Source organism: Streptomyces sp. NPDC015127, assembly GCF_043080095.1.
Taxonomy (GTDB): domain Bacteria; phylum Actinomycetota; class Actinomycetes; order Streptomycetales; family Streptomycetaceae; genus Streptomyces.
Map to the genome: position 1 here is coordinate 362,350 of NZ_JBIBVE010000004.1, position 22,924 is coordinate 385,273.

The window sequence follows — 22,924 nt, forward strand, 5'->3', positions numbered from 1 at the left end:
CCCTGGCTCAGACTGTATGGAGCACTACCTTAGGTGACCGGGGCTCTGCAGCATCCGGATTCCCCGACCAGCCAACTTGGAGATTCCCATGACGCTCCGGTTCATTGGCACGACCAGTGTAGACGGCGACTTCCCCACGCTGTACGAGGTCGAGGGAAGCACCGACATTCTCGTCCAGGGGGTCCGCGTCAGCAACCCTGAGCAGCTCGCCCAGCTCCGCGACGTCAAGCAGTCGGAGACCTTGGTAACCGTGCCGCGGGATCTACTCGTCCGGTTCGCTCCGCGGGCCGAGCCGAATCCCATGGTGCCCTTTCCCGAGGTTGCGAACCTGTTTAGGGAGTTCGAGCACACCGCGTTCCGGCTGGAGACCCGTCGCAGCTACGCCACCGACCGGAACGGCGCCAGATGGCGGCGGTGGCACGCCGGTGAGGACATCTCCGTCGAGCCGGCCAATGACTGGCGCCGCAACGTCACCGACCAGACGGCCCAGGGGAAGCGCTTCGAGCGGGTCCGTCTCGTCGACGCACCGCCCACCGAGGGGCAGCGCTTCCTCCTCGCCACCGGTCTCGGCAACGTGGCCGCGGGCGAGGACATCCGCAACCTGCCCCGCGCTGAGGCCGAACGGCTCGGCCTGCCGGACTTCGACTTCTGGCTGTTCGACTCACGCGTCCTCGTGCGTTTCGTCTTCGACGACCAAGACACCACCTTGGGCGTTGTCGTCAGCGAAGCCCCCGTCGAGGTGCTCGCCGCCTGCCAGGCTCGTGACGCGGCCTGGCATCACGCAATCCGAACCGCCGAATTCCAGAGGCAGGTACATGGGCCTGAGTAAGCGACGGTCCGTCCTGACGCGTCCGGTCCGGTTGCACGCAATCAGCTGTAGCCGACCGGGCTGGAGCAATCTCGCGCAACTGGACACCACCCCATGCTGTTGGCCCGCATGCTGGTACCCCGACCAGCGAGAACGGAGCACATGGTGACGCTCAAGTTCCTTGGCACGACATCTGAGCACGGCAACTGCCCCACGCTGTACGAGATCGAGGAGACGGGACAGATCGTGGTCCAGGGTGACCTGCTCACCGATCCTGAGCACCTGGCACAGCTGCGGGACGTCGGTGAGCTTGAGACGTGCGTCGTCATCCCCCGCGAGCTGCTGACCCGCTTTTCCCCGAAGGAGTGACGTGCCTTCCCTGATCCCCTTCGAGGAGATCACTTATCTCTTCTCGGAGTTCGAGCACACCGCGTTCCGGCTGGAGACGCGCCGCGGCTACGCGACCGATCGAAAGGGCGCTCGGTTCCAAGCGTTCCTGAAGGGCATCGATCCTCAGCCGGAGCCGGATCATCCGTGGAACGTGAACGTCCGAGCCAAGGCGGCGGCCGGCGCCGGGTTCTCCCGGGTCCGCATCATGGATGAGCCGCCCACGGAGGGGCAGCGGTTTCTCATGGCAACGGCCGCCGCCAACGTGGAAGCGGGGGAGGACATCCGTGTTCTGGCCCGCGCTCAGGCCCAACGTCTCGGCCTCCCGGACTGGGACTTCTGGCTGTTCGACTCCCGAATTCTGGTCCGCATGCACATCGACGAAACGGACACCACCACCGGTGTCGAAGTGATCGAGGCGGAGGAGCCCGTGCTCGCCGCGTGCCGAGCCCGTGATGCGGCATGGGCCGCGGCCGCCCCTACTGCCGAGGTGTGGGCCCGGGTACGTTCGTCCGCGTGAGCAGCACGGACTTCCAGAACGCCCGCGTCGCCCTCGGCGCACGCCTGCGAGAACTCCGCGAGGAAACCGGCCTGACCGGCAAGGGCCTTGCGGAGCGCCTCGGCTGGCAGCGGTCGAAGGTGTCCCGTTTGGAGACCGGGAAGCAGACGGCGAGCGAGGCCGACCTCGATGCCTGGGCCGTCGCCGTCGGTGCCCCCGGGCAGGCAGGCGACCTCAAGTCCCGTCTGCGCGGACTGGAGTCCCAGCAGCGGTCTTGGCGGCGGCAACTCGCCGCCGGCCATCGGCCGGTGCAAGACCGGTACGTCGTGGAGTACCAGCGCACTGCGACGATGCGCGGTTACGAGGCGACCGTGGTCCCCGGCCTGTTCCAGACACCCGACTACGCGCGGCACCTTCTCCTCCAAAACGCTGTCCTGATGCGCTCCCCTCGTGACACGGACGAGGCAGTCGCCGGTCGCATGCGTCGGCAGGGGGTGCTTTACGAGGCCGGGAAGCTGTTCCGCGTCCTCATCTGGGAGGGCGCCCTGCACGCGCTGATCTGCCCGCAGGACGTGATGAGAGGCCAGCTCGATCGGCTCGTCGGGCTGATCGGGATGAGCACGGTGGAGCTTGGAATCGTGCCGTTCGGGTCACGGCTGCCGATGACTCCGAAACACGGGTTCTGGATCTTCGACGAGGAGCGGGTCATCGTCGAGACCATCAACACCGAGCTGGCCTACGATTCGGCCGAGGACCTCGCGCTGTACGCGCGGGTGTGGGACGGACTGCACGGCGTGGCAGCCTACGGGCCGCAGGCACACCGGCTGATTGCTCGGGCTCGGGCACAGTTGCAGACCAGCTGAGCAACCCGCACCAACCTCCCGCCCGGCCGCGCAATCCAGCGCAATCGGCGCGCGCCGCCCACGCTCGGATTCCTACCGTCCTCGTCATGGACGCACACTCCGACAGGGGACGGTCCGGCTGGTGCCACTGGCACGCGGACCCGTCCGCAACCACCCAGTACGTGCGCTCGCAAGAGCACCAGTCCGGACCGCCACTCGCCCTGTTCACTCCGGTCGGCCTCGCCCTGTGCTGGTCCCCAAAACCTGACGCACCGGTCCGCTGCTGCACGCTGCCGCCCGACCATGCCGGCGACCACTTCCACGAGTACTCAGGCGCTTCATGGCCGCAGGAGCTGAAGTGATCACCGTTGCCACGGCATCCCGCTGCCGCGAGGTGACAGTCCCACCGGCTGCCGCGTTGTCCTGGGAGGCCTACGCGGGCCGCGCCTGTTACGCCTGCGGACGACAGCTCACCCGCGGCGGCGTCCTCGTCGGCCGCGCCGTCGGACACCAAGGCGCCCACGTCCTCGACACCGACGTCTACGCCTGCCCGTGAGACGTCCACGGGTGCCGCCGATCACCCGTGGGACACAGCCCCACCCAGACCGAGTGCCCCGGCAAAACCCGGTCCGGGACGGGTGTCGGGCTCCCCGGCAGGAGCCCGACGCGCACCACGGCGCGCGGGTAGGCCGCGCACCGAGCACGCACCAAGGAGCATCGCATGACCGCTCTCGCAACAGAATTGGCCTGCGGCCGCGACCTCGTGGCGGCCCCGCTCTTCGACCGGCTCGTCACCTTCCTCGCGACCGAGGAGAAGATCACCCGTGAACGAGCCGAGCGTGTGATGGACCAGGCGCTCGCCTTCCTCCACATGTCCGCCCACCGGAACGAGGGCCTGTCCCCGTCCCGGGCCGTGGATCCCGGGTGGCACGCGTTCATGCTCCACACCCGTGAGTACGCCGCCTGGTGCCAGGAGCAGTTCGGCCGGTTCGTCCACCACAACCCGTTCCCGTCACCGCAGCTCTTCGACGGCGCACAGATGCGGGCGACCGTCGCCGCAATCGAGGAGGCCGGATTCGCCGTCGACCACGAGCTGTGGGGCACGGCGGCCACCTGCAACCCGCCGGCCTGCTGCGGCGACGGAGGCGGCTGCGGCGGCAAGTGATCGCCCCGCTCGACGCGCGGCCGCCGCTGCGGCGGTCGCGCGTTCCCTCGGATCGGAGCCGCCATGCCCACCGCACCGCACGTCACCGCCGTCAGTCGGCTCACCGTCTTCCCGCTGTACGGCCTGCTGATCGCCTACACCACCCGGTCCAGTGACCAGCGCGGTCTCGGCGACATCGCCGTCGTCGGTGTCGTCGGCCCAAGCGGCGCGACCGGAGATGCCGTGTGGCGCCTCGCAACGAGCATGTACGCCAACCCGCCCACCAGCCAGGCGCAGGCCCGCTGGATCCTCACTCAGTGCACCCGGGCCCGCATGTGCCGCGCCCCCTCCTACCGTGACCTGCCGCAGGCGAAGTGGACCGCGGAACTGACCCGCACCATGCATCTCGACGGGCTGTTCGCCAACCACGACATCCTTCGCACCGGCACCCTGGTGATCGAATAGCGTCCATGGACGCCCCCCGCCCCGGCAGCTCCTCCGTAAGCGCGCGGATCATCAGCAACTCTGAAGGACCTCCGCGAACTTCGCGGCCATGTGCCGTACGGGGCCGAGGCGGGGGATCCTCGGGGTGCGCGTGCGGCCCCAGGATCTTCGCCGCCACGAAAAGCGTCATCAGCCCGCCGTCCCGGCTCTCGAAGTCGTCCCGTCGCTCAGTGCGGACGCGGTCGGCCAGGGCTGGGACGGTGCTCAGCAGGTTAGGCGGTGAAGCAGCCCTCTCGGACTGCTTGCTGGGCACGCCGCCAGTCATGAAGGATGGGCCTGTGGCCGACCGCATCAGCGCGCTCATTTCCCTGTTCGGTGTTCTCGTCAGCTCGATGATGCTCTTCGGGGCCGTACGCGACTACCAAGTCGGCTCATCCGTCCGCTGGGTAGCCGCCGGAGCCGTGCTCGTCCTCGTCGCCTGCCTCACCCTCGTGCGGGACATCCGGCGGCTGCGGACCGCCGCTACCGAGGCCAGGAAGCCGTGATGGACGCATACGCCACCGCCCCCGACGGCACCCCCATCGCCTACCAGGTCCGGGGACAAGGCCCCGGCACGCCCCTCGTGTTGCTTGCCGGGCAGGCGAACAACCATCACTGGTGGGACGGCGTACGCGACGACTTCCACGTCGACCGGACCACCGTCACCCTCGACTACCGCGGCACCGGCGACAGCGGCAAGCCCGATGTGCCGTACAGCACCGGCGGGTTCGCCGAGGACGTCGTCGCCGTGCTCGACGCGCTCGGGGTCGAGCAGGCCCACGTCTACGGCACCTCTATGGGTGGGCGGGTCGCCCAGCAGGTGGCGGCGCGGTTTCCGGGGCGGGTCGGTGCACTGGTGCTCGGTTGCACGTCGCCCGGCGGGCCGCGCAGTGTCGAGCGCAGCGCCGACGTCCGCAGGGCGCTGGTGCAGCGGGGCGACGCCGGGCGGGACGCGCTGGTCGACCTGATGTACACGCCGGCGTGGGTGGCCGCACACCCGGGGCCGTACCACACGCTCGGCGACCCCGGCATGCCCGCGTACGCACGGTATCGACATCTGGTCGCCGGCCACCGGCACGACGCCTGGGACCTGCTGCCCCGCATCACGGCGCCCACCCTCGTGGTGCACGGAAGTGACGACCTGCTCAATCCCGCCGCGAACGCCGAACTGCTCGCCGATCGGATCCCGGGAGCACAGCTGCGGCTGATCCCCCTTGCGAGGCACGCCTACTTCGAGGAGTTCCGCGAAACCGCCGGGCCTCTCGTCCGCGAATTCCTGCGCGAACACGACTCCTCGTGCTAGTCGGACGGCCGCGTCCCCAACGCCCGTGCCAGGCGCTCGTTCTGCTCTCACACGATGCCCTGGGCGAGGCGAATCTCGCAGCGCCGGCTCAGCTGTGGCTCAGCACGTTGACCACCCGCCCGTTCGGGTCCCGTACGAAGAATCGGCGTACGCCCCACTCCTCGTCGCTCAGCGGGTACACGATCTCCGCCCCGCGCGCCCGCATCGTCTCGTACGCCGTGTCCACGTCGTCCACCTCGATGCTCATGTCCGGGGTGACCGGCGCGGTGCGGTCGCCGGGGGTGAAGCTGACCTGGGCCGACGGGTGGGACGGGGACGCGAGCGTCAAGATCCAGCCGTGGTTCATCACCTCCTTAAGGCCCAGCAGGCCGTAGAACGCACTGCTCTCCTCCAACGCATCCGACTGGACGATGGGCATGATCCGGCGCACTGTCATCGACGACTCCTGGCCAAAAGGGGGAACCTGCCTCCGACGCTCCCCCAGCATCTCAGGGCCGAAGCGCTCACACCGCCGTCGGCAGATCCCCCGCCTCCGACAACTCCTCGTCGATCGCCGCCGCCGCCGCGCGCAGCACCTCGACCGCCTGGTCCAGGAACGGGTTCGGGTCCCCCGACCGGCGGACCGCGAACACCCGGCGTACGTGCGTCGGGTTGGCGAGGCGGATCAGGTGGACGTCATCCGACTTGCTCAGGGCCAGTTCCGGCACGATGGCGACACCGAGCCCGTTGCGTACGAGCTCGAAGGGGAGGTTGTAGTCGTTCGTGCGGAAGATGACCTCCGGGCGGAAGCCGCCCGCCGCGCAGATGTGGAAGAGGGAGCGGGCCGCGTCCGTGTCCTCGCGGTAGCAGATCCAGCGCTCCGCCGAGAGGTCGCTGACCTGGATGCGCTTGCGGCGGGCCAGCCGGTGCCTCTTGGGCACGAGGACGTACAGCGGCTCCTCCAGGATCAGAGTCCGCTCCAGGTCGGACGGGTCGTTGCGGGGCACCGTCCCGTATTCGAAGATCACGGCGAGGTCGAGCCTGCCCTCCGCGACGGCGGGCAGGGTGACGGGCGGGTCGCCCTCCTCGTAGCGGACATCGACGTGCGGGCGGTCGCTCAGGAACTCGGTGAGGACGGCCGGCATCAGGCGGAAGCCGGCCGACCAGAAGCTGCCGACGTGCAGTCGCCCGCGTTCGGCCGCCGCGAAGGACCGCATCTCGTCCTCGGCCGCCTCCAGGTCGGCGAGCAGCCGTGCCGCCCGGCGGGCGAGTTGGGCGCCGGCGGCGGTCGGCCTGACGCTGCGCGGCGAGCGTTCGAAGAGCGGCACGCCGAGGGCCCGTTCCACCGACGCTATCTGCTGGGAGACGGCGGACGGGGAGTAGCCGAGGCGGCGGGCGGCGGTGCGCAGCGAACCGGTGGCCACCACATCGCGGATGGCCTGCAACTGCGTCGGGGTCAGCATCAGCCGAACTTAACAACGGCTCCGACGACGCCGCCAGAGGTCGCGCTCGACGAAGTTCCCTGCTGCCCGGGCGTGTCAGCTGCTCGACGGACTGTTTCACAGGTGGGGCGGGGGTGTGCCGGTGCGGTCGAGCAACAGGTCAGCTGAACGATGTGTGCGGCAACGTTCATTCTGATTCATCTTGTGCCGCCGGTTCGACTGTCGCAGATTGAGCGGCATCGAGCGGCAGGAACCGGCCACGATGTGGCCGACCGACCAGCGAAAGGCACTGCCATGGACATACGGCTCCCGAGGTCCCGAGCCCGCCGGACGAGGCGCGCCACCGCTGTCGGCGTGGCGCTGGCCGGACTTCTCCCGCTGCTGGCGGCGTGCGGCGGCACGCCGTCGGCGGGTGGGACGGGGCCCGGATCCGCAGCGGAATCCGGCCAGGCCGCCGCGCAGGAGAAGGACCCGAAGCTTGCGGCGCTGCTGCCGAAGAAGGTGCGGGACTCCGGCGAGCTGATCGTGGCGGAGGGCGACGACTATCCGCCTCTGGTGTCCCTCGGTCAGGACAACAAGACGCTGGTCGGCATGGAGCCGGAGCTCATGAGGGCGATCGGGCAGGTGCTCGGCGTCGAGGTGACGTTCTCCAAGGCGAGCTTCGACAGCATCATCGGCGGCGTCCAGTCGCGCCGCTACGACCTCGCCATCCAGGCGATGCTCGACAAGCCGGAACGCCGGCAGCACGTCACGTTCGTCGACTACTTCCGGACCAGCAGCGCCATCCTGGTGCAGCAGAAGAACGCGGAGTCGATCGGCTCCCTGGACGATCTGTGCGGCAGGACGGCGGCCGTCGAGAACGGCACCGCCCAGGTCGAGGACATCGAGGCGCAGGCGAAGAAGTGCGAGGCCGCGGGCAAGCCCGCCGCGAAGGCACTGGTCTTCCCCGACTCCGTCGGCTGCTTCCAGGCGCTGTCCACCGGCCGTGCCGACGCCTTCGTCGGCGGCACGCCCACCGTCGCCTACCAGGCCGGGCAGTCGGGCGGCCAGCTGCGCCAGGTCGGCGAGCCGTACCGATTCCTGCCGTACGGAATCCTGGTGAACAAGCAGGACAAGGACCTGGTCGACGCCGTGCGGCAGGCGCTGCAGAAGCTCATCGACAACGGGACGTACGGCGAGATCCTCAAGCGCTGGGACGTCGAGTCCGGCGCCCTCGACAAGGTCACGGTGAACGGCGGCGCCGCGGCATGAGCGAGTCCACGCTCCGCACCGCCCACGTGATCAAGACGAGCACGGGCCGCAGGGAGATCGACGCAGTGCCGGTGCGCCGGCCGGGTCGCTGGTTCGCCTCCGCGGCGCTCGTGTTCCTCGTGGTCTTCCTCCTCGAAGGGTGGGCCTCGAACGACCGGATGCAGTGGGCGACGGTGGGCGACCATCTCTTCGCCCCCGTCGTCCTGGAGGGCCTGGCCACGACGCTCTGGCTGACGGCGGCCGCCATGGCGATCGGTGTCGTCGGCGGTGTCGTCCTGGCCGTGATGCGCCGGTCCGCCAACCCGCTGCTGTCGCGGCTGAGCTGGGTCTACGTCTGGGCGTTCCGCGGCACACCTCTCCTGGTGCAGCTGCTGTTCTGGTACTTCCTCGCCGCGATCGTGCCGGAGGTCGGGCTCGGAGTGCCGTGGGGGCCGACCTTCGTCGAGTTCGACACGAACCAGCTGGTGACCCAGACGTCGGCCGCGCTGCTCGGTCTGGGCCTGCACGAGGCCGCGTACATGGCGGAGATCGTCCGTTCCGGCATCGCCTCCGTGGACGAGGGGCAGACGGAGGCGGCGCACGCGCTCGGCATGACGCGCCGCCAGACCCTGCGGCGCATCGTGCTGCCGCAGGCGCTGCGCATCATCATCCCGCCCACGGGCAACCAGGTGATCTCCATGCTCAAGACCACGTCGCTGGTCTCCGTGATCGCCGTGCCCGAACTGCTCACCTCCATCCAGGCCATCTACTCGCGCAACTTCCAGCAGATCCCGCTGCTGACGGTGGCCTGCGCCTGGTACCTGCTGGCCGTCTCGGTGCTCAGCGTCGGCCAGTACTACCTGGAACGCCGTTACGGACGCGGCGCGAGCCGCGATCTGCCGCCCACGCCGCTGCAGCGCGTACGCACAGCCCTCGCCGCTCGCCGGCCCGCCGATCAGGAGCCCGTACGCCCGAAGCCCGCGCCCCAGGAGGACCGATGACGACGACCACCGCATCGCCCGTGGTGCGCGCCGAGGGCGTCCACAAGAGTTTCGGCCGGACGGAGGTGCTCAAGGGCATCGATCTGACCGTCGCGGCGGGCGAGGTGATGTGCCTCGTCGGCCCGTCCGGGTCCGGCAAGTCGACGTTCCTGCGGTGCATCAACCACCTGGAGACCATCGACGCGGGACGGCTGTACGTGCGCGACCAGCTCATCGGCTACGAGGAGCGCGACGGCCGCGTCCACGAGCTCACCGACGCGGCGATCGCCCGGCAGCGGCGTGGCATCGGCATGGTCTTCCAGCGATTCAACCTCTTCCCGCACATGACGGCGCTGGAGAACGTCATGGAGGCCCCGGTCCAGGTCGGGAAGGAGTCCAGAGCGGAGGCCCGGGAGCGTGCGCAGGCCCTGCTCGCCCGGGTCGGCCTGGCCGACCGTGGCGGCTCCTACCCGTCGCAGCTTTCGGGTGGTCAGCAGCAACGGGTGGCGATCGCCCGGGCGTTGGCGATGCGACCCGATCTGATGCTGTTCGACGAGCCGACCTCCGCGCTGGACCCCGAGCTGGTGGGCGAGGTGCTCGACGTGATGCGCGGACTCGCCGAGGACGGCATGACGATGATCGTCGTCACTCATGAGATGGGGTTCGCCCGCGAGGTGGGCGACTCGCTCGTGTTCATGGACGGCGGTGTCGTCGTCGAGTCGGGGGACCCGGCCGAGGTGCTGGGCTCTCCGCGTCACGCACGTACGCAGGCGTTTCTCGGCAAGGTGCGCTGACCGGTAACGCGCCTTCCCCGGCCGGCTCTTCCGGTGCCGGCTCCTCCGGTACCGGCCCACCGGCATCGCCCCTTCCCGGCGGCCCCCTTCCTTCCGTACCGCAAAGGAAAGACTTCCCATGCCTCGTGTCCTCGTCGTCGGAGCCGGCGTGCTCGGCGCCTCCGTGGCGCACCATCTGGCCCGAGCCGGTGCCGACGTCACCGTCATCGAAGCCGGCGGCCCGGCCGCCGGGACGTCCAGCGCCACCTTCTCCATCGATGTCACCCACCTCAAGACGCCGTTCAGCTACTACGCGTTGAACCGGCGGGGCGCCGAGCTGCACCAGCGGCTCGGCGAGGAACTGGGCGGCGCCGACTGGCGCCACGATGCGCCGCTCGTGCAGTGGGGCCACACCGACCAGGAGCAGCGCGTCATCCGCGAGCGGGCCGAGCGGCTGCGGGGCTGGGGCCACGCCTGCCGCTCCGCCCACCCCTCCGAGCTGGCCGACCTGGCACCGGGCGTCTCCACGGACGCCTGCCGGGCCGACGAGCTCGTCGTCCACGAGCACGCGTGCTGGTACGACGCCCCGCTGTTCACCCGGCGGCTGCTCGACCGGGCGGCGCTGGGCGGCGCCGACATCCGCTTCGGGCTGCGCGTCACGGAGTTGCTGCGCACGGGCGAGCGCATCACCGGCGTGGTGGCGGAGGGCCGCCGGTTCGAGGCGGACTGGGTGGTCAACTGCGCAGGGCCGGACGCGGGGCGCATCGCCGCGCTGGCAGGAACGTCGCTGCCGCTGAACCGGGTGCCCGGGCTCGTCGGCGAGAGCACGCGGCTGCCGGAACAGGAGCGGCTCGGCGCGATCCTGGCCACGCCGGGTGTCGACCTGCGGCCGGCGCCCGACGGGCGGGTCGTGTCGATCTCGTGGCCCGTGGACGCCATGCTGCCGCCGGACGCCGAGGGCGCGGCCGGTGCGAAGGGCTCGGCGGATGGGGCGCGGCAGGCCGACCCGGCGCTGGAGCAGGAACTGCACCGCCTGGGCCGGGAGGTGTTCACGCCGCTGCGCGGTGCGGGGATGGCAGGCGTACGGCTCGGAGTGCGTCCGGTGCCCGCAGACGGGCTGCCCCTGGTCGGCTGCGCGGCGGCAACTCCCGGTCTGTACACGGTCGTCACGCACAGCGGTGTCACGCTGGCTCCGGCGCTCGGCCTGCTCGCCGCGCAGGAGCTTCTGGGCGGCCGCCCCTGCGAGGAACTCGCGGACTACCGTCCGGACCGCATCCCCGCCACGGACGTACTCGACGAGAGCGTGCAGGTCATGAGCGGCGCGGCGGCGATCACGGCGGCGTGAGCGGGAACGCTCGGGGGTGGCGCATCCGGCGGCGCCCGCAGGGCCGGGCCGTTGTCAGTGGGCCACGACATGCTGGTGGACATGGACACCCGGACGCTCACCGGCATCGAGGCGGCCCTGCGGGCCAGTTGGGCCGCCGACACGTGCTCGCCGGACGACGTGGCGCGCGCCGCCTGGACCGAGGACAACCCGGCGTGGGGGCACTGCGACATCACCGCGCTGGTCGTGCACGACCTGTTCGGTGGCGACCTCGCCGTCGGGGAGGTGTGGCTCGGCGGTGAGCAGCACGGCTACCACTGGTGGAACGTGCTGCCGAGCGGCGTGGAAATCGACCTCACCCGCGACCAGTTCCGGGACGGCCAGACGGTGACCGGCCGGCGGACCGTCCCGCGGCCGGTGGGGCGGCCGCTGCGGCGGGCAGGGGAGTACGAGCTGCTCCGCGACCGGGTGGAGGCGCGGCTCGGCGCGCCGACGCTTCGGCGTGGGGCGTAGGCCCGTGAGGCGGCGGGGGGCGCCGCCTCACGGGACGACCGCGGACGGAGACCTGCGGGAGGGCGACCAGGACGGGACCGCCGTCGTACGGATCACCGTGGCGAAGCCCACCCCCACCCCCACCCCCACGCCGAAGCCGACGCCGACCAAGGCACCTGCCGCACCGAAGGTGTCGTACGCGAACTGTGCTGCCGCGCGAGCGGCGGGGGCCGCACCGGTTCACGAAGGCGATCCCGGATACGGACGCCACCTGGACCGGGACGGCGACGGCGTCGCCTGTGAGTGACGAGGCGGCGCGGGCCGGGCTCAGACCACCGTCTCCGCCTCCGTCCTGATCAGCTTCCCGTCCGCCGCGATCACGAACCACTCGCCGTCCAGGCCCTGGCCGTTGACGTCGCCCGGCGTCACGTCGCCCACGTAGTAGTACAGCGGCCAGTCCCCGTACACCGCCTGCTCCGCGCCCACGCTCAGCTTCGTCTCCTTCAGGAGCGCGGGGTCCGCGGCGCCGGTGGCGGTGACGTCCTGGGAAGAGATGAGGGCGGGCCAGACCGCGATGCAGTCGGCGTCGCAGGTCGCCTGCCCCGGCTTGTCCTTGGTGAAGCCGTAGAGCGTACGGCCGCTGCCGTCGACGAGGATCGTGCCGAGGTCGGAATCGGCCGTCGTGACGGTGACGGAGGCGGGGGCGGGGGCGGGATCGGGCGCGGAGCCGGGGTCGGCCGCATCGGGGGCCGCGTCGGCAGGGGCGTCGGCGGGTGGCTGCTCCGGCGGGCGCTGCTCGGCGCTCGGGGACGCCGGCCCCGCGCCGTATCCCGAGCCCGACCCCGAGCCGCCGGAGTCCTCGCACGACGTCACCGCGAGCAGCGCCAGCGCGATCAGCGGGGCCGCGAGCAGGGTCCTGGTCCGGGCTGTTGTGCGGGTGCCGCGCATGGTGAGATCCCCTCGGATTCCGGGTCGGCGGGAAGGACAACGTACGGCCGGATGTACGGGCTCGACTGACCGGCTGTTCAACCGGACCGGCGGCGGCTTGCGTTGAACGTGGCGCCGGAGAAGCCCGTACTTGACGCCGACCGGCCACGACCGGGCCGGCCCCCAACGGGAGGTTCATCCGCCATGCACAAGCGTCACGTCTCCGTCTCGGCCGCCGCCGCCCTGGTGCTCTCCGCCGTGGCGGGCGCCGTTCCCGCCTCCGCGCACGGCAGCCACGGAGGAGGGGGCGGTACGGCGAAGGAGGACGCGGTGACGTTCACGAAACCGGCCCACGGCCGCGCCGTCACCTTCGCCGCCGTCCTCACCGGTGCGCACGAGGTCGCCGAGAAGGGCGGGCCCGCCGTGAACGACCCCGACGGCAAGGCCGTCGCCCTCGTCAAGGTGAAGGGCGACCGGGTCGTCTTCGCGATGCAGTGGAAGGGGTTCGTGCCGAGCCAGGGGCACATCCACCAGGGCGCCGCCGGGCAGAACGGCGACGTGAAGGTCCCGCTGTTCGGCACCGAGATGCCCGACACCGTCCACTCGGCGGCCGGGCACACGGTTCTCACCGACGCCGAGCTGGCCGACAGCATCCGCGAGCATCCGTCGGGGTTCTACCTGAATCTGCACAGCAAGGAGTTCCCCGGCGGAGCCGTACGGGGGCAGCTGAAACGCCTGAAGAAGAACATCAACCCGCTCCACATCATCAAGGGCGGCAAGCTGCGGGCGTTGCAGAGCGGCGCGCAGGAGGTCCCGGTCACCGACCCGCACAAGGTGGGCGACGACGACGGCTACGCGGTGACCTTCCTGCACCCCGCCGGCCGCAACGTCGACTTCTCCCTCGCCTGGGTCAACATCCAGGCGCCCCAGGCCGCCCACATCCACAAGGGCGGATTCGGCAAGAACGGGGACGTGGTGCTGGGGCTGCTCAACAAGCCCGTGCCCGAGGGGCTGTTCGCCGTCTCGGGGCGGCTGGAGGACCAGCACAAGGGGCTGCTGCACGAGATACGGCACAACCCGTGGGCGTTCTACTCGAACATCCACACCAAGAAGTTCCCGGACGGCGCGGTGCGCGGCCAGCTGTTCCACTGAGGGGCGCGGGCACGGGCCGCCGAGCGCGGCGTGCCAGGCTCGGCGCATCAGCGTTCGAGAGACCAGTGAGAGAGCCAGTGAAAGGCGGCAGCACCATGGCCAAGGTTCCTGCGGCAGCGGTGGCGGCAGGCGGACTCGTGGGCGGGTACTCCGTCGCCCGCTTCACGAAGAGGCGTCCCCTCGGCGGGGTCGCGCTCGCCGCGGCCGGCGCCGTCGCCGCGCGCCAGTGGCATCAGGATGCCGGGCCGAAGGCCGCCGCGGGGCTCAGCGCCGCGTACGTCGCCGCCTTCGCCGGGTCGCATCCCCTGGCCAAGAAGGTGGGCGCCTGGCCGGCCGTCCTCACCGTGGCGGCCGGTATCGCCCTGGCCTCCGTGGCGGTCACGCGCCGAAGCCACTGAGCGGGCGGAGCCCACCGGGAGCCTCCGCGCGGGCGCTGAACACTTCCGGCCCGCCGTACGTATTCCATGACACCTCCCCTGGAGGCGCCGGGCGCGTGACCGTCGGCAGGGACCGGTCACGCGCCCGGCGCACGCACGCCGGAGCATCGTCCGCAGGCGACGCCAGGACGTCTCAGCCCTGCAGTCCGGCGGGCGCCGCCCCCACCAGGCCCCCGTCGACGACGAGGTCCTGCCCGGTGATGTACGACGCCTCGTCGGAGGCCAGGAACGCGACGGCCGCGGCGACCTCGTCCGGATGGCCGAGCGTGCCGAGGGGCACTTCCGACGTGATGCGGGCCTCCGCGCCGGGATCGGTGATGGCGGTCCGGTACATCTCCGTCTCGATGTAGCCGGGGCTCACAGAGTTGACGCGGATGCCGCGCGGTGCGAGGTCCGTGCCGAACGTGCGGGCCAGGTTGTGCACGGCGGCCTTACCCGCGGCGTAGACGGATGCGACGGCGAGGCCGCTGTGGAGGGTCCAGGAGGCGTTGACGACGATGGCGCCGCCTTCGCGCATCAGCGGCAGTGCCGTGGTGATCGTGAAGAACACGCCCTTGAAGTTGATGTCGACGGTGTGGTCGAAGTCCGCCTCGGTCACCTCGTCGACCGGCTGGAAGACCGCCACGCCCGCGTTGGCGAAGAGGACGTCGAGAGTGCCGCGCCACTCGCCGATCCGCTGGACCAACAGGTCGAGGTCGGCCTGGACCGCGACGTCCGCGCGGACGGCGAGCACCCGCTCGGAGCCGGCGTCCAGGCGCTCGGCCGCCGCGTCGAGGCGCGCCTTGTCGCGGCCGGTGATCACGACGTACGCGCCTTCGTCGAGCAGTCTGCGCGCGGTCGAGAACCCGATGCCGCTGGTACCGCCGGTGATCAGGGCCGTCTTGTTCGTGAATCGCTTCATGAGGACGATCCTCGGGCGGTGGACGCCGGCCCGGCAGTGTCGGTCGAACCTGGGTCCGGCACCACCACCCTCGGGACCGGCGAGGGGCCCGATCCGCCGGGCCTCTGCCCGGCTCAGGCCACCGCGGGCTCCGCCGCCAGCAGCGATGCGAGCCGGGCAGCCGTTCCCGTGCCCGGAGCGGGGCTGTGCAGGAGCAGGCGGTGTCCCGGCAGTTCCGGCAGGGGCAGCGCCGTGGACTCGAACGTCAGCGTCCCGACACCGGGGATCTCCAGCGCTTTGGTGCCGTGTGTGGAGCTGCCCACGGGCAGTTCCGCCCAGATCTCGGCGAAGGCGGGGCTGGCGGCGCACATGTCGGAGGCCAGGCGCCCGAACTGCGGGTCGTCCGGGTAGCGGGCCGCGTCCGCCCGGAACTGGCCGACGATCTCGCGCGCGGCATCCCGCCAGTCCGCGAGCGCGGCCCGGTAGCGGTCGTTGGTGAAGAAGCTGACCAGGCAGTTGTGGTCGTGCTCGTTGCACTGGAACACCAGCCGCGCGGCACGGTTGACCACCACGACGTTCCAGTGCCGGTCGATGACGTACGCGGGCCGGGGCAGCCAGCCGTCGATCAGGCGCCGCAACGGTTCCGGGACGGGGAGGGCCGCCGGAGGCGACTGCGGGGGGTTGAGGCCGGCGAGCAGGTACAGGTGCTCGCGCTCGGCGGGTTCGAGCCGCAGCACGCGCGCGACGGCGTCCAGGACGTCCGCGGACACATTGATGTCGCGCCCCTGCTCGAGCCACGTGTACCAGGACACACCCACCCCGGCGAGCACGGCCACTTCCTCCCGCCGCAGCCCCGGCGTACGGCGTCCGGTGCCGGGGGGCATGCCCACGTCCGCCGGCGTCAGCCGGGCCCGCCGCGACCGCAGGAACTCGCGCATCTCGGCACGGCGCCGCTGCCGGGCGTCTGCGGGAAGCCGGGAAATGTCCACCGGTTCATGCTAGGTGCCGCGCCGGGCGGGCCCATTGCGCGGGCGCGGCCGTTGCGCGGGTGCGCCCGGTGTGCGGGGTGCGCCCGTTCCACGGGTACGGCCGGCGAGCGCAGCCGGCCCTGCCGCTCACGCACCCAGCGCGTGCGCGACGGTGTAGATCAGCAGACCGGCGAGTGCGCCGACCACCGTGCCGTTGATCCTGATGAACTGCAGGTCGCGGCCGATGTGCGCCTCGATCTTGCGCGAGGTGTGCTCCGCGTCCCAGCTCGCGACCGTCTCCGAGATCAGTGACGTGATCTCGGTGCGGTACGTCGTCACCACGTACACCGCCGCGTCCTCGACCCAGCCCTCCACCTTCGCCTGCAGCCTGCTGTCCGTCGCCAGCCGCGCGCCCAGCGACAGCAGCGAGGCGCGGGCGCGCAGCCGCAGCTCGCTGCGCTCGTCCTCCGCCGCGGAGATGATCATGCCGCGCACGGCGGCCCAGGCCGACGCGATCACGTCCTGCACCTCCGAGCGCGACAGCATGTCCGACTTCATCCGCTCGACGCGCTCGCGGGTCTCGGTGTCCGACTGGAGGTCGGCCGCGAAGTCCCCGAGGAAGCGGTCGATCGCGCCGCGCGCGGGGTGGGCCGGCATGTCGCGCGTCTCGGTGACGAAGCGCAGCAGCTCCCGGTAGACGCGCTCGCCGACCTTCCGGTCCACGAACCGGGGCGTCCAGCCGGGGGCGCCCCCCTCGACCGCGTCCATGACCGAGTCCCCGTGGATGATCAGCCAGTCGTGGGCGCGGGCGAGGATCAGGTCGACGGCCCGGTGGTGGGCGCCGTCGGCCACGACCTTCTGGAGCGTCTTGCCGATACCGGGCGCGATCTCGGCGGCCTCCGCGCGGCGGGTGATGGCCTCACCGACGACCGCCTGGACGTCGGAGTCGCGCAGGACGGTCAGCGCACCGCGCAGGGCGGTGGACAGTTCGGCGGTGACGCGGTCGGCGTGGGCGGGCTCGGCGAGCCAGGTGCCGAGGCGGCCGCCGATGCCGAGGGCGTGCAGGCGGGCGCGTACGACGCCCTCGGAGAGGAAGTTCTCGCCGACGAAGGCCCCGAGGGAGGTGCCGAGCTGGTCCTTCTTGTTCGGGATGATCGCGGTGTGCGGGATGGGGAGTCCGAGGGGGTGGCGGAAGAGCGCGGTGACGGCGAACCAGTCGGCGAGCGCGCCGACCATGCCGGCCTCGGCGGCGGCGGCGACGTATCCGGCCCAGGGGCCGAGTCCCGCGTTCTTCGCCCAGGTGGCGAGCACGAAGATCAGCGCGACGAGGAGGAGCAGGCCGGTGGCGGTGGTCTTCATGCGCCGCACGCCCCGCCGCTTCTCCTCGTCGGCGGCGGTGTACGCGAAGCCGGGCAGCCCGACGCCTGGCCGGGCACGCCCGCGGGCGACGCCTTCCCTGACTGCGGCCTCGGTGGCCTCAGCGGTCTTCGTGGCGTCCACGGTCTCCGTGGCCTCGGTGGACCCGGCGGACCCGGCGGACCCGGCGGACCCGGCGGACCCGGCGGACCCGGCGGACCCGGTGGCCTCCGTGACCGTCACGCCGTCCGTGACCGCCGGGCGCCCAGCCCCACCCAAGCCACCGGCACCACCCGAGCCACCGGCCCCGCCCGTGCGCTCGGGGCCGGCCGCCTCCGAGGGCAGGTCCGGCTCATCCGGTTCTGTGCGTTCCATCCCGCTCCACCCGTCCGCGCATGCGTACCGTACGCATTGTCCCTACCTCGTGTACTCCTGGGCGGCACGTCGAGTTCCCAGGGCATGCCCGATGATGTGTCCATGAGCAAGCGTCAGGGGTATGCGGGTCTCGCTGCCCTCATGGCCGCAGTTGTCCTGATCTGCGGCGGTATCTATCTCGGTGTCGGCGCCGTCAAGGACAAGCCGCCCGTTCGCACACCCGCGGCGGCCGCCCCCGTGTGGATCGGCACCTGGTCGGCCGCGCCCGTCGGCGTCGCGCCCCTCGTCACCGCCCCCGGGATTCCCAGCGGCCGGGACGGCCGTTCCGTACGCAACGTCGTGCACACCAGTATCGGCGGCACCGCCGCCCGCGTCACCGTCTCCAACCTCTTCGGCACCCTGCCGCTGCGCATATCCGGCGTCTCCCTCGCCGTGCGCGCGGGAGACGACGGACCGGACGCCGTGCGGGGCACGCTGCGGCCCGTCACCTTCGACCGGGCGCCGGGCGCCACCGTCGCCCCCGGCGGGCAGCTGGTCAGCGACCCGGTCGTCCTCCGCATCCCGTACGACAGCGATCTCCTGGTCACCGTCCACACGTCCGCTCCGGGCGGCCCCGTGACCTCGCACCCCCACGCCCGCCAGACGTCCTACCTCGCCGACGGGGACCACACGCGGGAGGAGGCCGGGGACGCGTACACCATGGAGACCCGCGCCTGGCACCACGTCACCGCCGTCGACGTCCTCACCTCGCAGGCACGCGGCGCGGTCGTCGCCGTCGGGGACTCGATCACCGACGGGGTGTCGTCGACGCCGGACACCAACCGCCGCTGGCCCGACGTCCTCGCCGACCGGCTGGCCGGCCGGTACGGGGTGCTGAACGAGGGCATCAGCGGCAACCGGCTCCTCAGCCACGACCGCGGCCCGAGCACACTCGACCGCCTCGACCGCGACGTGCTCTCACGCTCCGGCGCCCGGACCGTGATCGTCGCCATCGGCATCAACGACGTGCTGCGCGCGCCGTACGCCACCACCGGCGACGGCGTCGTCACCGGCCTGACCGACCTGACCCGCCGCGCCCACGCGCACGGGCTGCGGGTGATCGGCACGACGCTGCTGCCGTGCGGCGGCCACCCGCGCTGCACCCCCGCCGCGGAGACCGAGCGCGTCAGGGTGAACGCGGCGATCCGCTCGGGCGGGATCTTCGACGCGGTCGTCGACTTCGACCGGGCCCTGCGCGATCCGTACGCGCCCCACCGGCTCAGCCCGGTGTACGACTCCGGGGACCACCTGCACCCGAGCGACGCGGGCTACGCGCGGATGGGCGCGTCGGTGGACACCAAGGCGCTGTGACCCGTACGCGGAATCCGGACGCCGGCCCGCCCGAAGACCGCTGACCGGCGCGAACACCTGCCGCGTGCGGAGACCGTCGCCCCGCGCGGACACCTGCCCCGCAGGGACACCGTCGCCCCGCGCGGACACCTGCCCCGCAGGGACACCGTCGGCCCGCGCGGACACCGTCGCCCCGCGCGGCCTCCACCACCCGCGCGGGACACCCGTCGCCGCACAGACACCACGCGCCCCGCGCGGGCACCATGGCTCCGCGGACCCGCGCCCCGCGCAGGCCCCCCGGGCGACGTCAGTCGCCCGACCCCGGGCCGGCGTCGTAAGCGGTGGTGCCGCCGTCCTCGTGGCCTCCATGGCCCCCGTGGCTTCCGTCGCCGCCGTGGCCCAGGTGGCGGCGGCTCTTCGCCTCCTTCTCCAGCCGCGCCCGCTCGGCCCGTTCCGCCTTCAGGCGCTGCTTCTCCGCCTTGGTGCGCTTGCGCTCCACCCCGACGCCGCCCAACAGGGCCAGGCCCTTGACTATCACGCGCGGTGCGGACGGGTCCGGTGCGCCGTCGACGCTGCCCTGCTCGCCGAAGCCGCCGAGCAGGCCGATGCCCTTGACCTCGACGTTCAGGTCGGGCGGGACGACGACCTGCACGCCACCCATGATCGCGAAGCACGTGATCACGGTCTCGCGGTCCTCGAACCGGGCCTCCCGCAGATCGAGTTCGCCGCCGCCCATCAGGGTGAACGCGGTGAACCGCCGCCCGATCGTCCAGGTCCCCCTGCGCCCGAACCCTCCCCAGAAGGCGAACGCCCCCTTCGAGGTCGCCGGCCTGCCGATGCGCTCGGCCCAGGCGCCGGAGACGGGGGCGGGAGCGGCCGCGTCGACCGGCGCGACCGTCCCCGCGGCCGGCAGGTCCTGCACGAGCGGCACCAACTCCCCGTGGGTCCGCGCGGTGTACGCGGCTTCGAGGCGCTGCTCGAACTCCTCCATGTCGAGCCGTCCCTCGGCCACGGCGTCGCGCAGCCGCTCGGCCACCCGCTCGCGTTCGGAGTCGGACGCACGCATCTCGGGGAGATCTCTCGTCATATCGCCAGACTAGTCAAGCGGATCGGTCCGCGTACATCTTCGCGATCACGGCTTCGATGTCCGGCTCCCGTACCGACAGGTCGACCAGCGGATAGCGCTCCGCGAGTGCGGCGACGAGAGGCGCGGCCGACATCGACGCGGGGAACGCCAGCCACTGCCGGGGGCCGTCCACCTTCACCGTCCGCGCCGCGTCCAGGTCGATGGGCGGGATCTCCCGCTCCAGGTCGACGACCAGCGTCCGCTCGCTCTCCCCCACCTCGTGCAGTCCGGCGAGCGCCCCGTCGTACATCAGTTTTCCGTGGTCGATGACCATGACGCGCTTGCACAGCTGCTCGATGTCGGTGAGGTCGTGCGTGGTGAGCAGCACCGTCGTACCGCGCTCGGCGTTCAGGTCGCGCAGGAACTGACGCACCTTCGCCTTGGAGACGACGTCGAGGCCGATGGTCGGCTCGTCCAGGTAGAGCACTTCGGGGTCGTGCAGCAGGGCGGCCGCGATGTCGCCCCGCATCCGCTGGCCGAGGGACAGCTGACGCACCGGCACGTCCAACAGCTCGCCCAGGTCGAGCAGTTCGACGCAGCGGTCCAGGTTCTCGCGGAAGACGGCGTCCGGGACGCGGTACATGCGGTGCACCAGCCGGTACGAGTCGCGCAGCGGGAGGTCCCACCACAGGGTGGTGCGCTGCCCGAACACCACGCCGATCCGCTGCGCCAGCCGGGTGCGTTCGCGCGAGGGGTCGATGCCGGCGACCCGCAGGCGGCCGCCGCTCGGGGTGAGGATCCCGGTCAGCATCTTGATGGTGGTGGACTTCCCGGCGCCGTTCGGGCCGATGTAGCCGACCATCTCGCCGCGCGGCACGGTGAAGCTGATGCCGTCCACGGCCCGCACCTGATGCCGCTCGCGGCGCAGCCGCCCGACCTTGCGGCGTACGTCGAAGACCTTCTCGACCCCGTCGAGTTCGATGAAATCCATGACCTGACCAGCCCCTCAGTTTCCCGTGCTGCGGTACGAACGAAGGCCCGTCCGCCAGGCCAGTGCCGCGAGCCCGCAGCATCCGGCGGCGACCACGGGCGGCAGGAACGCCAGCCAGTCCGGCAGTCCGAGCGGGTCCTCGCGGCCCAGCACGTACAGCGACGGCACCCAGTTGACGAAGGCCAGCGGCACGACGAACGTCACGCCGCGCACCAGGTCCTTCGCGAAGATCGACGGCGGGTACTGGAGCAGGGTGTTCCCGCCGTACGTGAAGGAGTTCTGCACCTCGGAGGCGTCCTGCGCGAGAAACTGGAACGCCCCGCCCGCCACGAACACGGACGCGAAGATCGCCCCGCCGCTGAGCACCATCAGCGGCACCATCGCCACCTTCAGGGCCGTCCACTCGACATCGAGGGACGCGAGTCCGTAGCAGAGCACCAGCAACCCCTGCGTGATGCGGCCGAGCCTGCGCAGCGCGAACCGGTCGGCCGCGACCTGGGCGAGGACGGGGACGGGCCGCACGAGGAGGGTGTCCAGTGTGCCGTCGCGCACGCGCCGGCCCAGCCGGTCCATGGATCCCATGACGAGGTCGGCGAGGCCGAAGGCCGTGCTGGTGGTCCCGTACAGGAAGGCGACCTCGGGCAGCGAGTAGCCGCCGAGCGCGTCGACGTGCGAGAACATCAGCAGGATCGTCACGAAGTCGAAGCCGGTGGCGGCGAAGTTGCCGAACGTGGTCATCGCGAACGACGCCCGGTACGCCATCGTGGAGCGGACCCACATGGCCACGATCAGCCCGTACGCCCGCAGCGCCTCAGCCACCCTGGACCACCACCCGTCGTGTCGCGACCGACTGCAGCAGGCGTCCGGCGGCGAGCAGCACGAGGGCCCAGCCGGCCTGGAAGGCATAGGCGCCCATCAGGTCCCAGCCGGTGCGCCTGCCGAGGAAGACGTCGGCGGGGACCTGGAGCAGCGACGACCAGGGCAGGGCGCGCGCCACCTCGCCGAGGACACCCGGGAAGAGGTTGAGCGGCAACAGCATGCCGGAGAAGAAGAGCGTCGCCAGCCAGCAGATCTGCATGACCCCGGCCCCGTCCATCAGCCAGAAGGCGGACAGCGCCACGAGGAAGCGCACCGCGAAGCTCACGATCACGCCGAGCGCGACGGCGAGGAGGAAGGCCAGCCAGGTCAGCGGGGAGGCGGGCATCACCAGGTCGAAGGCGAGCGAGCCGAGCACCATCGGCACGATGCCGCGTCCCAGCAGGTGGAAGGCGGCCCGGCCCACATCGCCCGCCAGCCACCACAGTTGGAGGTCGGCGGGGCGGTAGAGATCGACGGCGATGTCCCCGGTGCGGATCCGTTCGATCAGCTCGTCCTCGAAACCGCCGCCCATCATGGCGCACGTCATCAGCAGCGCCTGACCCAGCCACACATAGGTGAGGGCCTGGGAGAGGTCGTATCCGCCGAGCTGCGGTCGCTCGTCCCACAGGGCGATATAGGTGTACGCCACGATGAAGCCGAAGACCGTATTGGTGAACACCCCCGCCACCGTCGCCACCCGGTACGTCGCATAGCGCCGGAACCCACCCGCCGCGACGACCGCGTACAGCCGCACAACAGCTCCTTCCCACGCGGGCGATGCGTCCGGCCCGGCCGGACACCAAAGCGCACGACCCTAGCGGAGCCCGGCCGCGGCCCGCGAGCGCATTTCCGGCCGGAAGTACCGGGATGCAAGGGATATGAGGACATAAAGGGCACTA

Annotated in this window: 29 protein-coding genes and 1 pseudogene; 19 read left to right on the top strand and 11 right to left on the bottom strand. The window is 71.5% G+C overall.

The features are described from left to right. Nucleotides 1-88 precede the first annotated feature (88 nt). The 8 genes from ACF08N_RS10490 to ACF08N_RS10525 all read left to right on the top strand — a co-directional run bounded on the left by ACF08N_RS10490 (nucleotide 89) and on the right by ACF08N_RS10525 (nucleotide 4,145). On the top strand, nucleotides 89-829 hold the full coding sequence (locus ACF08N_RS10490; protein WP_392324199.1) for a DUF6879 family protein: 741 nt from the start codon (nucleotides 89-91) through the stop codon (nucleotides 827-829). Nucleotides 830-973: 144 nt separating this feature from the next. Further along, nucleotides 974-1,177 carry a hypothetical protein gene (locus ACF08N_RS10495; protein WP_392324330.1) on the top strand — a complete coding sequence of 68 codons (204 nt, stop codon included), beginning with the start codon at nucleotides 974-976 and terminating at the stop codon, nucleotides 1,175-1,177. A 1-nt stretch (nucleotide 1,178) separates the two neighbouring features. After that, nucleotides 1,179-1,715 (top strand): DUF6879 family protein, encoded by a 537-nt coding sequence (locus ACF08N_RS10500; protein ID WP_392324200.1) that lies wholly within the window; start codon nucleotides 1,179-1,181, stop codon nucleotides 1,713-1,715. Next, nucleotides 1,712-2,557: a helix-turn-helix domain-containing protein gene (locus tag ACF08N_RS10505; protein ID WP_392324201.1), complete on the top strand. Its 846-nt coding sequence runs from the start codon at nucleotides 1,712-1,714 to the stop codon at nucleotides 2,555-2,557. Before ACF08N_RS10500 ends, ACF08N_RS10505 begins: the two co-directional genes overlap by 4 nt. Nucleotides 2,558-2,643: 86 nt before the next feature. Then, the gene (locus tag ACF08N_RS10510) at nucleotides 2,644-2,898 is read left to right on the top strand and encodes a hypothetical protein (RefSeq protein ID WP_392324202.1); all 255 of its coding nucleotides are present in this window, start codon (nucleotides 2,644-2,646) and stop codon (nucleotides 2,896-2,898) included. Then, nucleotides 2,895-3,092 (top strand): hypothetical protein, encoded by a 198-nt coding sequence (locus tag ACF08N_RS10515; protein ID WP_392324203.1) that lies wholly within the window; start codon nucleotides 2,895-2,897, stop codon nucleotides 3,090-3,092. Before ACF08N_RS10510 ends, ACF08N_RS10515 begins: the two co-directional genes overlap by 4 nt. A gap of 165 nt (nucleotides 3,093-3,257) precedes the next feature. Further along, complete coding sequence (locus tag ACF08N_RS10520) at nucleotides 3,258-3,701, top strand: glycine-rich domain-containing protein (protein WP_392324204.1); 444 nt, start codon at nucleotides 3,258-3,260, stop codon at nucleotides 3,699-3,701. A 63-nt stretch (nucleotides 3,702-3,764) separates the two neighbouring features. Then, nucleotides 3,765-4,145 (top strand): hypothetical protein, encoded by a 381-nt coding sequence (locus ACF08N_RS10525; protein ID WP_392324205.1) that lies wholly within the window; start codon nucleotides 3,765-3,767, stop codon nucleotides 4,143-4,145. A 51-nt stretch (nucleotides 4,146-4,196) separates the two neighbouring features. Here the strand turns inward: ACF08N_RS10525 and ACF08N_RS10530 are convergent. Continuing rightward, nucleotides 4,197-4,383, bottom strand: a pseudogene (locus ACF08N_RS10530) (hypothetical protein); the annotation flags it as partial. 79 nt (nucleotides 4,384-4,462) lie between these two features. Between ACF08N_RS10530 and ACF08N_RS10535 the strand changes: the two are divergent. Both ACF08N_RS10535 and ACF08N_RS10540 read left to right on the top strand, forming a co-directional pair. Continuing rightward, nucleotides 4,463-4,669, top strand: a complete 207-nt coding sequence (locus ACF08N_RS10535; RefSeq protein WP_392324206.1) for a hypothetical protein — start codon at nucleotides 4,463-4,465, stop codon at nucleotides 4,667-4,669. Beyond that, nucleotides 4,669-5,466, top strand: a complete 798-nt coding sequence (locus tag ACF08N_RS10540) for an alpha/beta fold hydrolase (protein WP_392324207.1) — start codon at nucleotides 4,669-4,671, stop codon at nucleotides 5,464-5,466. The genes ACF08N_RS10535 and ACF08N_RS10540 overlap by 1 nt, the downstream gene beginning before the upstream one ends. An 88-nt stretch (nucleotides 5,467-5,554) precedes the next feature. Here ACF08N_RS10540 and ACF08N_RS10545 read toward each other — a convergent pair whose 3' ends face one another. Both ACF08N_RS10545 and ACF08N_RS10550 read right to left on the bottom strand, forming a co-directional pair. After that, on the bottom strand, nucleotides 5,555-5,902 hold the full coding sequence (locus tag ACF08N_RS10545) for a VOC family protein (RefSeq protein ID WP_392324208.1): 348 nt from the start codon (nucleotides 5,900-5,902) through the stop codon (nucleotides 5,555-5,557). Between the two features lie 67 nt (nucleotides 5,903-5,969). Then, a complete protein-coding gene (locus tag ACF08N_RS10550) occupies nucleotides 5,970-6,908 on the bottom strand; it encodes a LysR family transcriptional regulator (protein ID WP_392324209.1) in 939 nt (312 codons plus the stop codon). A 273-nt stretch (nucleotides 6,909-7,181) separates the two neighbouring features. Between ACF08N_RS10550 and ACF08N_RS10555 the strand changes: the two genes are divergently transcribed. The 6 genes from ACF08N_RS10555 to ACF08N_RS10580 all read left to right on the top strand — a co-directional run bounded on the left by ACF08N_RS10555 (nucleotide 7,182) and on the right by ACF08N_RS10580 (nucleotide 11,993). After that, nucleotides 7,182-8,138, top strand: coding sequence for an ABC transporter substrate-binding protein (locus ACF08N_RS10555; RefSeq protein WP_392324210.1), 957 nt, complete (start codon nucleotides 7,182-7,184; stop codon nucleotides 8,136-8,138). Beyond that, nucleotides 8,135-9,118, top strand: a complete 984-nt coding sequence (locus ACF08N_RS10560) for an amino acid ABC transporter permease (RefSeq protein WP_392324211.1) — start codon at nucleotides 8,135-8,137, stop codon at nucleotides 9,116-9,118. The genes ACF08N_RS10555 and ACF08N_RS10560 overlap by 4 nt, the downstream gene beginning before the upstream one ends. After that, nucleotides 9,115-9,891 carry an amino acid ABC transporter ATP-binding protein gene (locus ACF08N_RS10565; protein WP_392324212.1) on the top strand — a complete coding sequence of 259 codons (777 nt, stop codon included), beginning with the start codon at nucleotides 9,115-9,117 and terminating at the stop codon, nucleotides 9,889-9,891. Before ACF08N_RS10560 ends, ACF08N_RS10565 begins: the two co-directional genes overlap by 4 nt. Before the next feature lie 118 nt (nucleotides 9,892-10,009). After that, on the top strand, nucleotides 10,010-11,215 hold the full coding sequence (locus tag ACF08N_RS10570; RefSeq protein ID WP_392324213.1) for an NAD(P)/FAD-dependent oxidoreductase: 1,206 nt from the start codon (nucleotides 10,010-10,012) through the stop codon (nucleotides 11,213-11,215). Between the two features lie 81 nt (nucleotides 11,216-11,296). Then, complete coding sequence (locus ACF08N_RS10575; RefSeq protein WP_392324214.1) at nucleotides 11,297-11,707, top strand: hypothetical protein; 411 nt, start codon at nucleotides 11,297-11,299, stop codon at nucleotides 11,705-11,707. 169 nt (nucleotides 11,708-11,876) lie between these two features. After that, complete coding sequence (locus tag ACF08N_RS10580) at nucleotides 11,877-11,993, top strand: excalibur calcium-binding domain-containing protein (protein ID WP_392324331.1); 117 nt, start codon at nucleotides 11,877-11,879, stop codon at nucleotides 11,991-11,993. 20 nt (nucleotides 11,994-12,013) lie between these two features. Here the strand turns inward: ACF08N_RS10580 and ACF08N_RS10585 are convergent, their stop codons facing one another. Then, nucleotides 12,014-12,634, bottom strand: coding sequence for a hypothetical protein (locus ACF08N_RS10585; RefSeq protein ID WP_392324215.1), 621 nt, complete (start codon nucleotides 12,632-12,634; stop codon nucleotides 12,014-12,016). Between the two features lie 183 nt (nucleotides 12,635-12,817). On the opposite strand from ACF08N_RS10585, the gene ACF08N_RS10590 reads away from it, so the two are divergent. Together ACF08N_RS10590 and ACF08N_RS10595 are read left to right on the top strand one after the other, a co-directional pair. Then, nucleotides 12,818-13,765, top strand: a complete 948-nt coding sequence (locus tag ACF08N_RS10590; protein ID WP_392324216.1) for a CHRD domain-containing protein — start codon at nucleotides 12,818-12,820, stop codon at nucleotides 13,763-13,765. 95 nt (nucleotides 13,766-13,860) lie between these two features. Beyond that, a complete protein-coding gene (locus ACF08N_RS10595; RefSeq protein ID WP_392324217.1) occupies nucleotides 13,861-14,163 on the top strand; it encodes a hypothetical protein in 303 nt (100 codons plus the stop codon). 172 nt (nucleotides 14,164-14,335) lie between these two features. Here ACF08N_RS10595 and ACF08N_RS10600 read toward each other — a convergent pair whose 3' ends face one another. The 3 genes from ACF08N_RS10600 to ACF08N_RS10610 all read right to left on the bottom strand — a co-directional run bounded on the left by ACF08N_RS10600 (nucleotide 14,336) and on the right by ACF08N_RS10610 (nucleotide 17,781). Beyond that, nucleotides 14,336-15,103: an SDR family NAD(P)-dependent oxidoreductase gene (locus tag ACF08N_RS10600; RefSeq protein ID WP_392324218.1), complete on the bottom strand. Its 768-nt coding sequence runs from the start codon at nucleotides 15,101-15,103 to the stop codon at nucleotides 14,336-14,338. A gap of 113 nt (nucleotides 15,104-15,216) precedes the next feature. Beyond that, nucleotides 15,217-16,071, bottom strand: coding sequence for a helix-turn-helix transcriptional regulator (locus tag ACF08N_RS10605; protein WP_392324219.1), 855 nt, complete (start codon nucleotides 16,069-16,071; stop codon nucleotides 15,217-15,219). Between the two features lie 126 nt (nucleotides 16,072-16,197). Beyond that, entirely contained in the window at nucleotides 16,198-17,781 is a 1,584-nt protein-coding gene (locus ACF08N_RS10610) for a DUF445 domain-containing protein (RefSeq protein ID WP_392324220.1), read from the bottom strand. Between the two features lie 102 nt (nucleotides 17,782-17,883). Here ACF08N_RS10610 and ACF08N_RS10615 point away from each other — a divergent pair, with 102 nt between their 5' ends. Further along, nucleotides 17,884-19,131: an SGNH/GDSL hydrolase family protein gene (locus tag ACF08N_RS10615; protein ID WP_392324221.1), complete on the top strand. Its 1,248-nt coding sequence runs from the start codon at nucleotides 17,884-17,886 to the stop codon at nucleotides 19,129-19,131. 286 nt (nucleotides 19,132-19,417) lie between these two features. Here ACF08N_RS10615 and ACF08N_RS10620 read toward each other — a convergent pair whose 3' ends face one another. From ACF08N_RS10620 to ACF08N_RS10635, 4 genes are read right to left on the bottom strand one after another with little or no spacing between them, the layout of a single operon-like run. Then, nucleotides 19,418-20,176 (bottom strand): DUF1707 domain-containing protein, encoded by a 759-nt coding sequence (locus ACF08N_RS10620; RefSeq protein ID WP_392324332.1) that lies wholly within the window; start codon nucleotides 20,174-20,176, stop codon nucleotides 19,418-19,420. Between the two features lie 34 nt (nucleotides 20,177-20,210). Continuing rightward, a complete protein-coding gene (locus ACF08N_RS10625) occupies nucleotides 20,211-21,167 on the bottom strand; it encodes an ATP-binding cassette domain-containing protein (protein WP_392324222.1) in 957 nt (318 codons plus the stop codon). 15 nt (nucleotides 21,168-21,182) lie between these two features. Then, nucleotides 21,183-22,073, bottom strand: coding sequence for an ABC transporter permease (locus tag ACF08N_RS10630; RefSeq protein ID WP_392324223.1), 891 nt, complete (start codon nucleotides 22,071-22,073; stop codon nucleotides 21,183-21,185). Then, on the bottom strand, nucleotides 21,979-22,779 hold the full coding sequence (locus tag ACF08N_RS10635; RefSeq protein ID WP_392324224.1) for an ABC transporter permease: 801 nt from the start codon (nucleotides 22,777-22,779) through the stop codon (nucleotides 21,979-21,981). The genes ACF08N_RS10630 and ACF08N_RS10635 overlap by 95 nt, the downstream gene beginning before the upstream one ends. Nucleotides 22,780-22,924 lie beyond the last annotated feature (145 nt).

Excerpts from the sequence above, each read along its gene's own strand:
- ACF08N_RS10490 (WP_392324199.1), top strand. The coding sequence starts at position 89 with ATGACGCTCCGGTTCATTGGCACGACCAGTGTAGACGGCGACTTCCCC.
- ACF08N_RS10510 (WP_392324202.1), top strand. The coding sequence starts at position 2,644 with ATGGACGCACACTCCGACAGGGGACGGTCCGGCTGGTGCCACTGGCAC.
- ACF08N_RS10520 (WP_392324204.1), top strand. The coding sequence starts at position 3,258 with ATGACCGCTCTCGCAACAGAATTGGCCTGCGGCCGCGACCTCGTGGCG.
- ACF08N_RS10525 (WP_392324205.1), top strand. The coding sequence starts at position 3,765 with ATGCCCACCGCACCGCACGTCACCGCCGTCAGTCGGCTCACCGTCTTC.
- ACF08N_RS10540 (WP_392324207.1), top strand. The coding sequence starts at position 4,669 with ATGGACGCATACGCCACCGCCCCCGACGGCACCCCCATCGCCTACCAG.
- ACF08N_RS10545 (WP_392324208.1), bottom strand. The coding sequence starts at position 5,902 with ATGACAGTGCGCCGGATCATGCCCATCGTCCAGTCGGATGCGTTGGAG.
- ACF08N_RS10550 (WP_392324209.1), bottom strand. The coding sequence starts at position 6,908 with ATGCTGACCCCGACGCAGTTGCAGGCCATCCGCGATGTGGTGGCCACC.
- ACF08N_RS10555 (WP_392324210.1), top strand. The coding sequence starts at position 7,182 with ATGGACATACGGCTCCCGAGGTCCCGAGCCCGCCGGACGAGGCGCGCC.
- ACF08N_RS10560 (WP_392324211.1), top strand. The coding sequence starts at position 8,135 with ATGAGCGAGTCCACGCTCCGCACCGCCCACGTGATCAAGACGAGCACG.
- ACF08N_RS10565 (WP_392324212.1), top strand. The coding sequence starts at position 9,115 with ATGACGACGACCACCGCATCGCCCGTGGTGCGCGCCGAGGGCGTCCAC.
- ACF08N_RS10570 (WP_392324213.1), top strand. The coding sequence starts at position 10,010 with ATGCCTCGTGTCCTCGTCGTCGGAGCCGGCGTGCTCGGCGCCTCCGTG.
- ACF08N_RS10575 (WP_392324214.1), top strand. The coding sequence starts at position 11,297 with ATGGACACCCGGACGCTCACCGGCATCGAGGCGGCCCTGCGGGCCAGT.
- ACF08N_RS10585 (WP_392324215.1), bottom strand. The coding sequence starts at position 12,634 with ATGCGCGGCACCCGCACAACAGCCCGGACCAGGACCCTGCTCGCGGCC.
- ACF08N_RS10590 (WP_392324216.1), top strand. The coding sequence starts at position 12,818 with ATGCACAAGCGTCACGTCTCCGTCTCGGCCGCCGCCGCCCTGGTGCTC.
- ACF08N_RS10595 (WP_392324217.1), top strand. The coding sequence starts at position 13,861 with ATGGCCAAGGTTCCTGCGGCAGCGGTGGCGGCAGGCGGACTCGTGGGC.
- ACF08N_RS10600 (WP_392324218.1), bottom strand. The coding sequence starts at position 15,103 with ATGAAGCGATTCACGAACAAGACGGCCCTGATCACCGGCGGTACCAGC.
- ACF08N_RS10610 (WP_392324220.1), bottom strand. The coding sequence starts at position 17,781 with ATGGAACGCACAGAACCGGATGAGCCGGACCTGCCCTCGGAGGCGGCC.
- ACF08N_RS10615 (WP_392324221.1), top strand. The coding sequence starts at position 17,884 with ATGAGCAAGCGTCAGGGGTATGCGGGTCTCGCTGCCCTCATGGCCGCA.
- ACF08N_RS10620 (WP_392324332.1), bottom strand. The coding sequence starts at position 20,176 with ATGCGTGCGTCCGACTCCGAACGCGAGCGGGTGGCCGAGCGGCTGCGC.
- ACF08N_RS10625 (WP_392324222.1), bottom strand. The coding sequence starts at position 21,167 with ATGGATTTCATCGAACTCGACGGGGTCGAGAAGGTCTTCGACGTACGC.
- ACF08N_RS10630 (WP_392324223.1), bottom strand. The coding sequence starts at position 22,073 with ATGCCTTCCAGGCCGGCTGGGCCCTCGTGCTGCTCGCCGCCGGACGCC.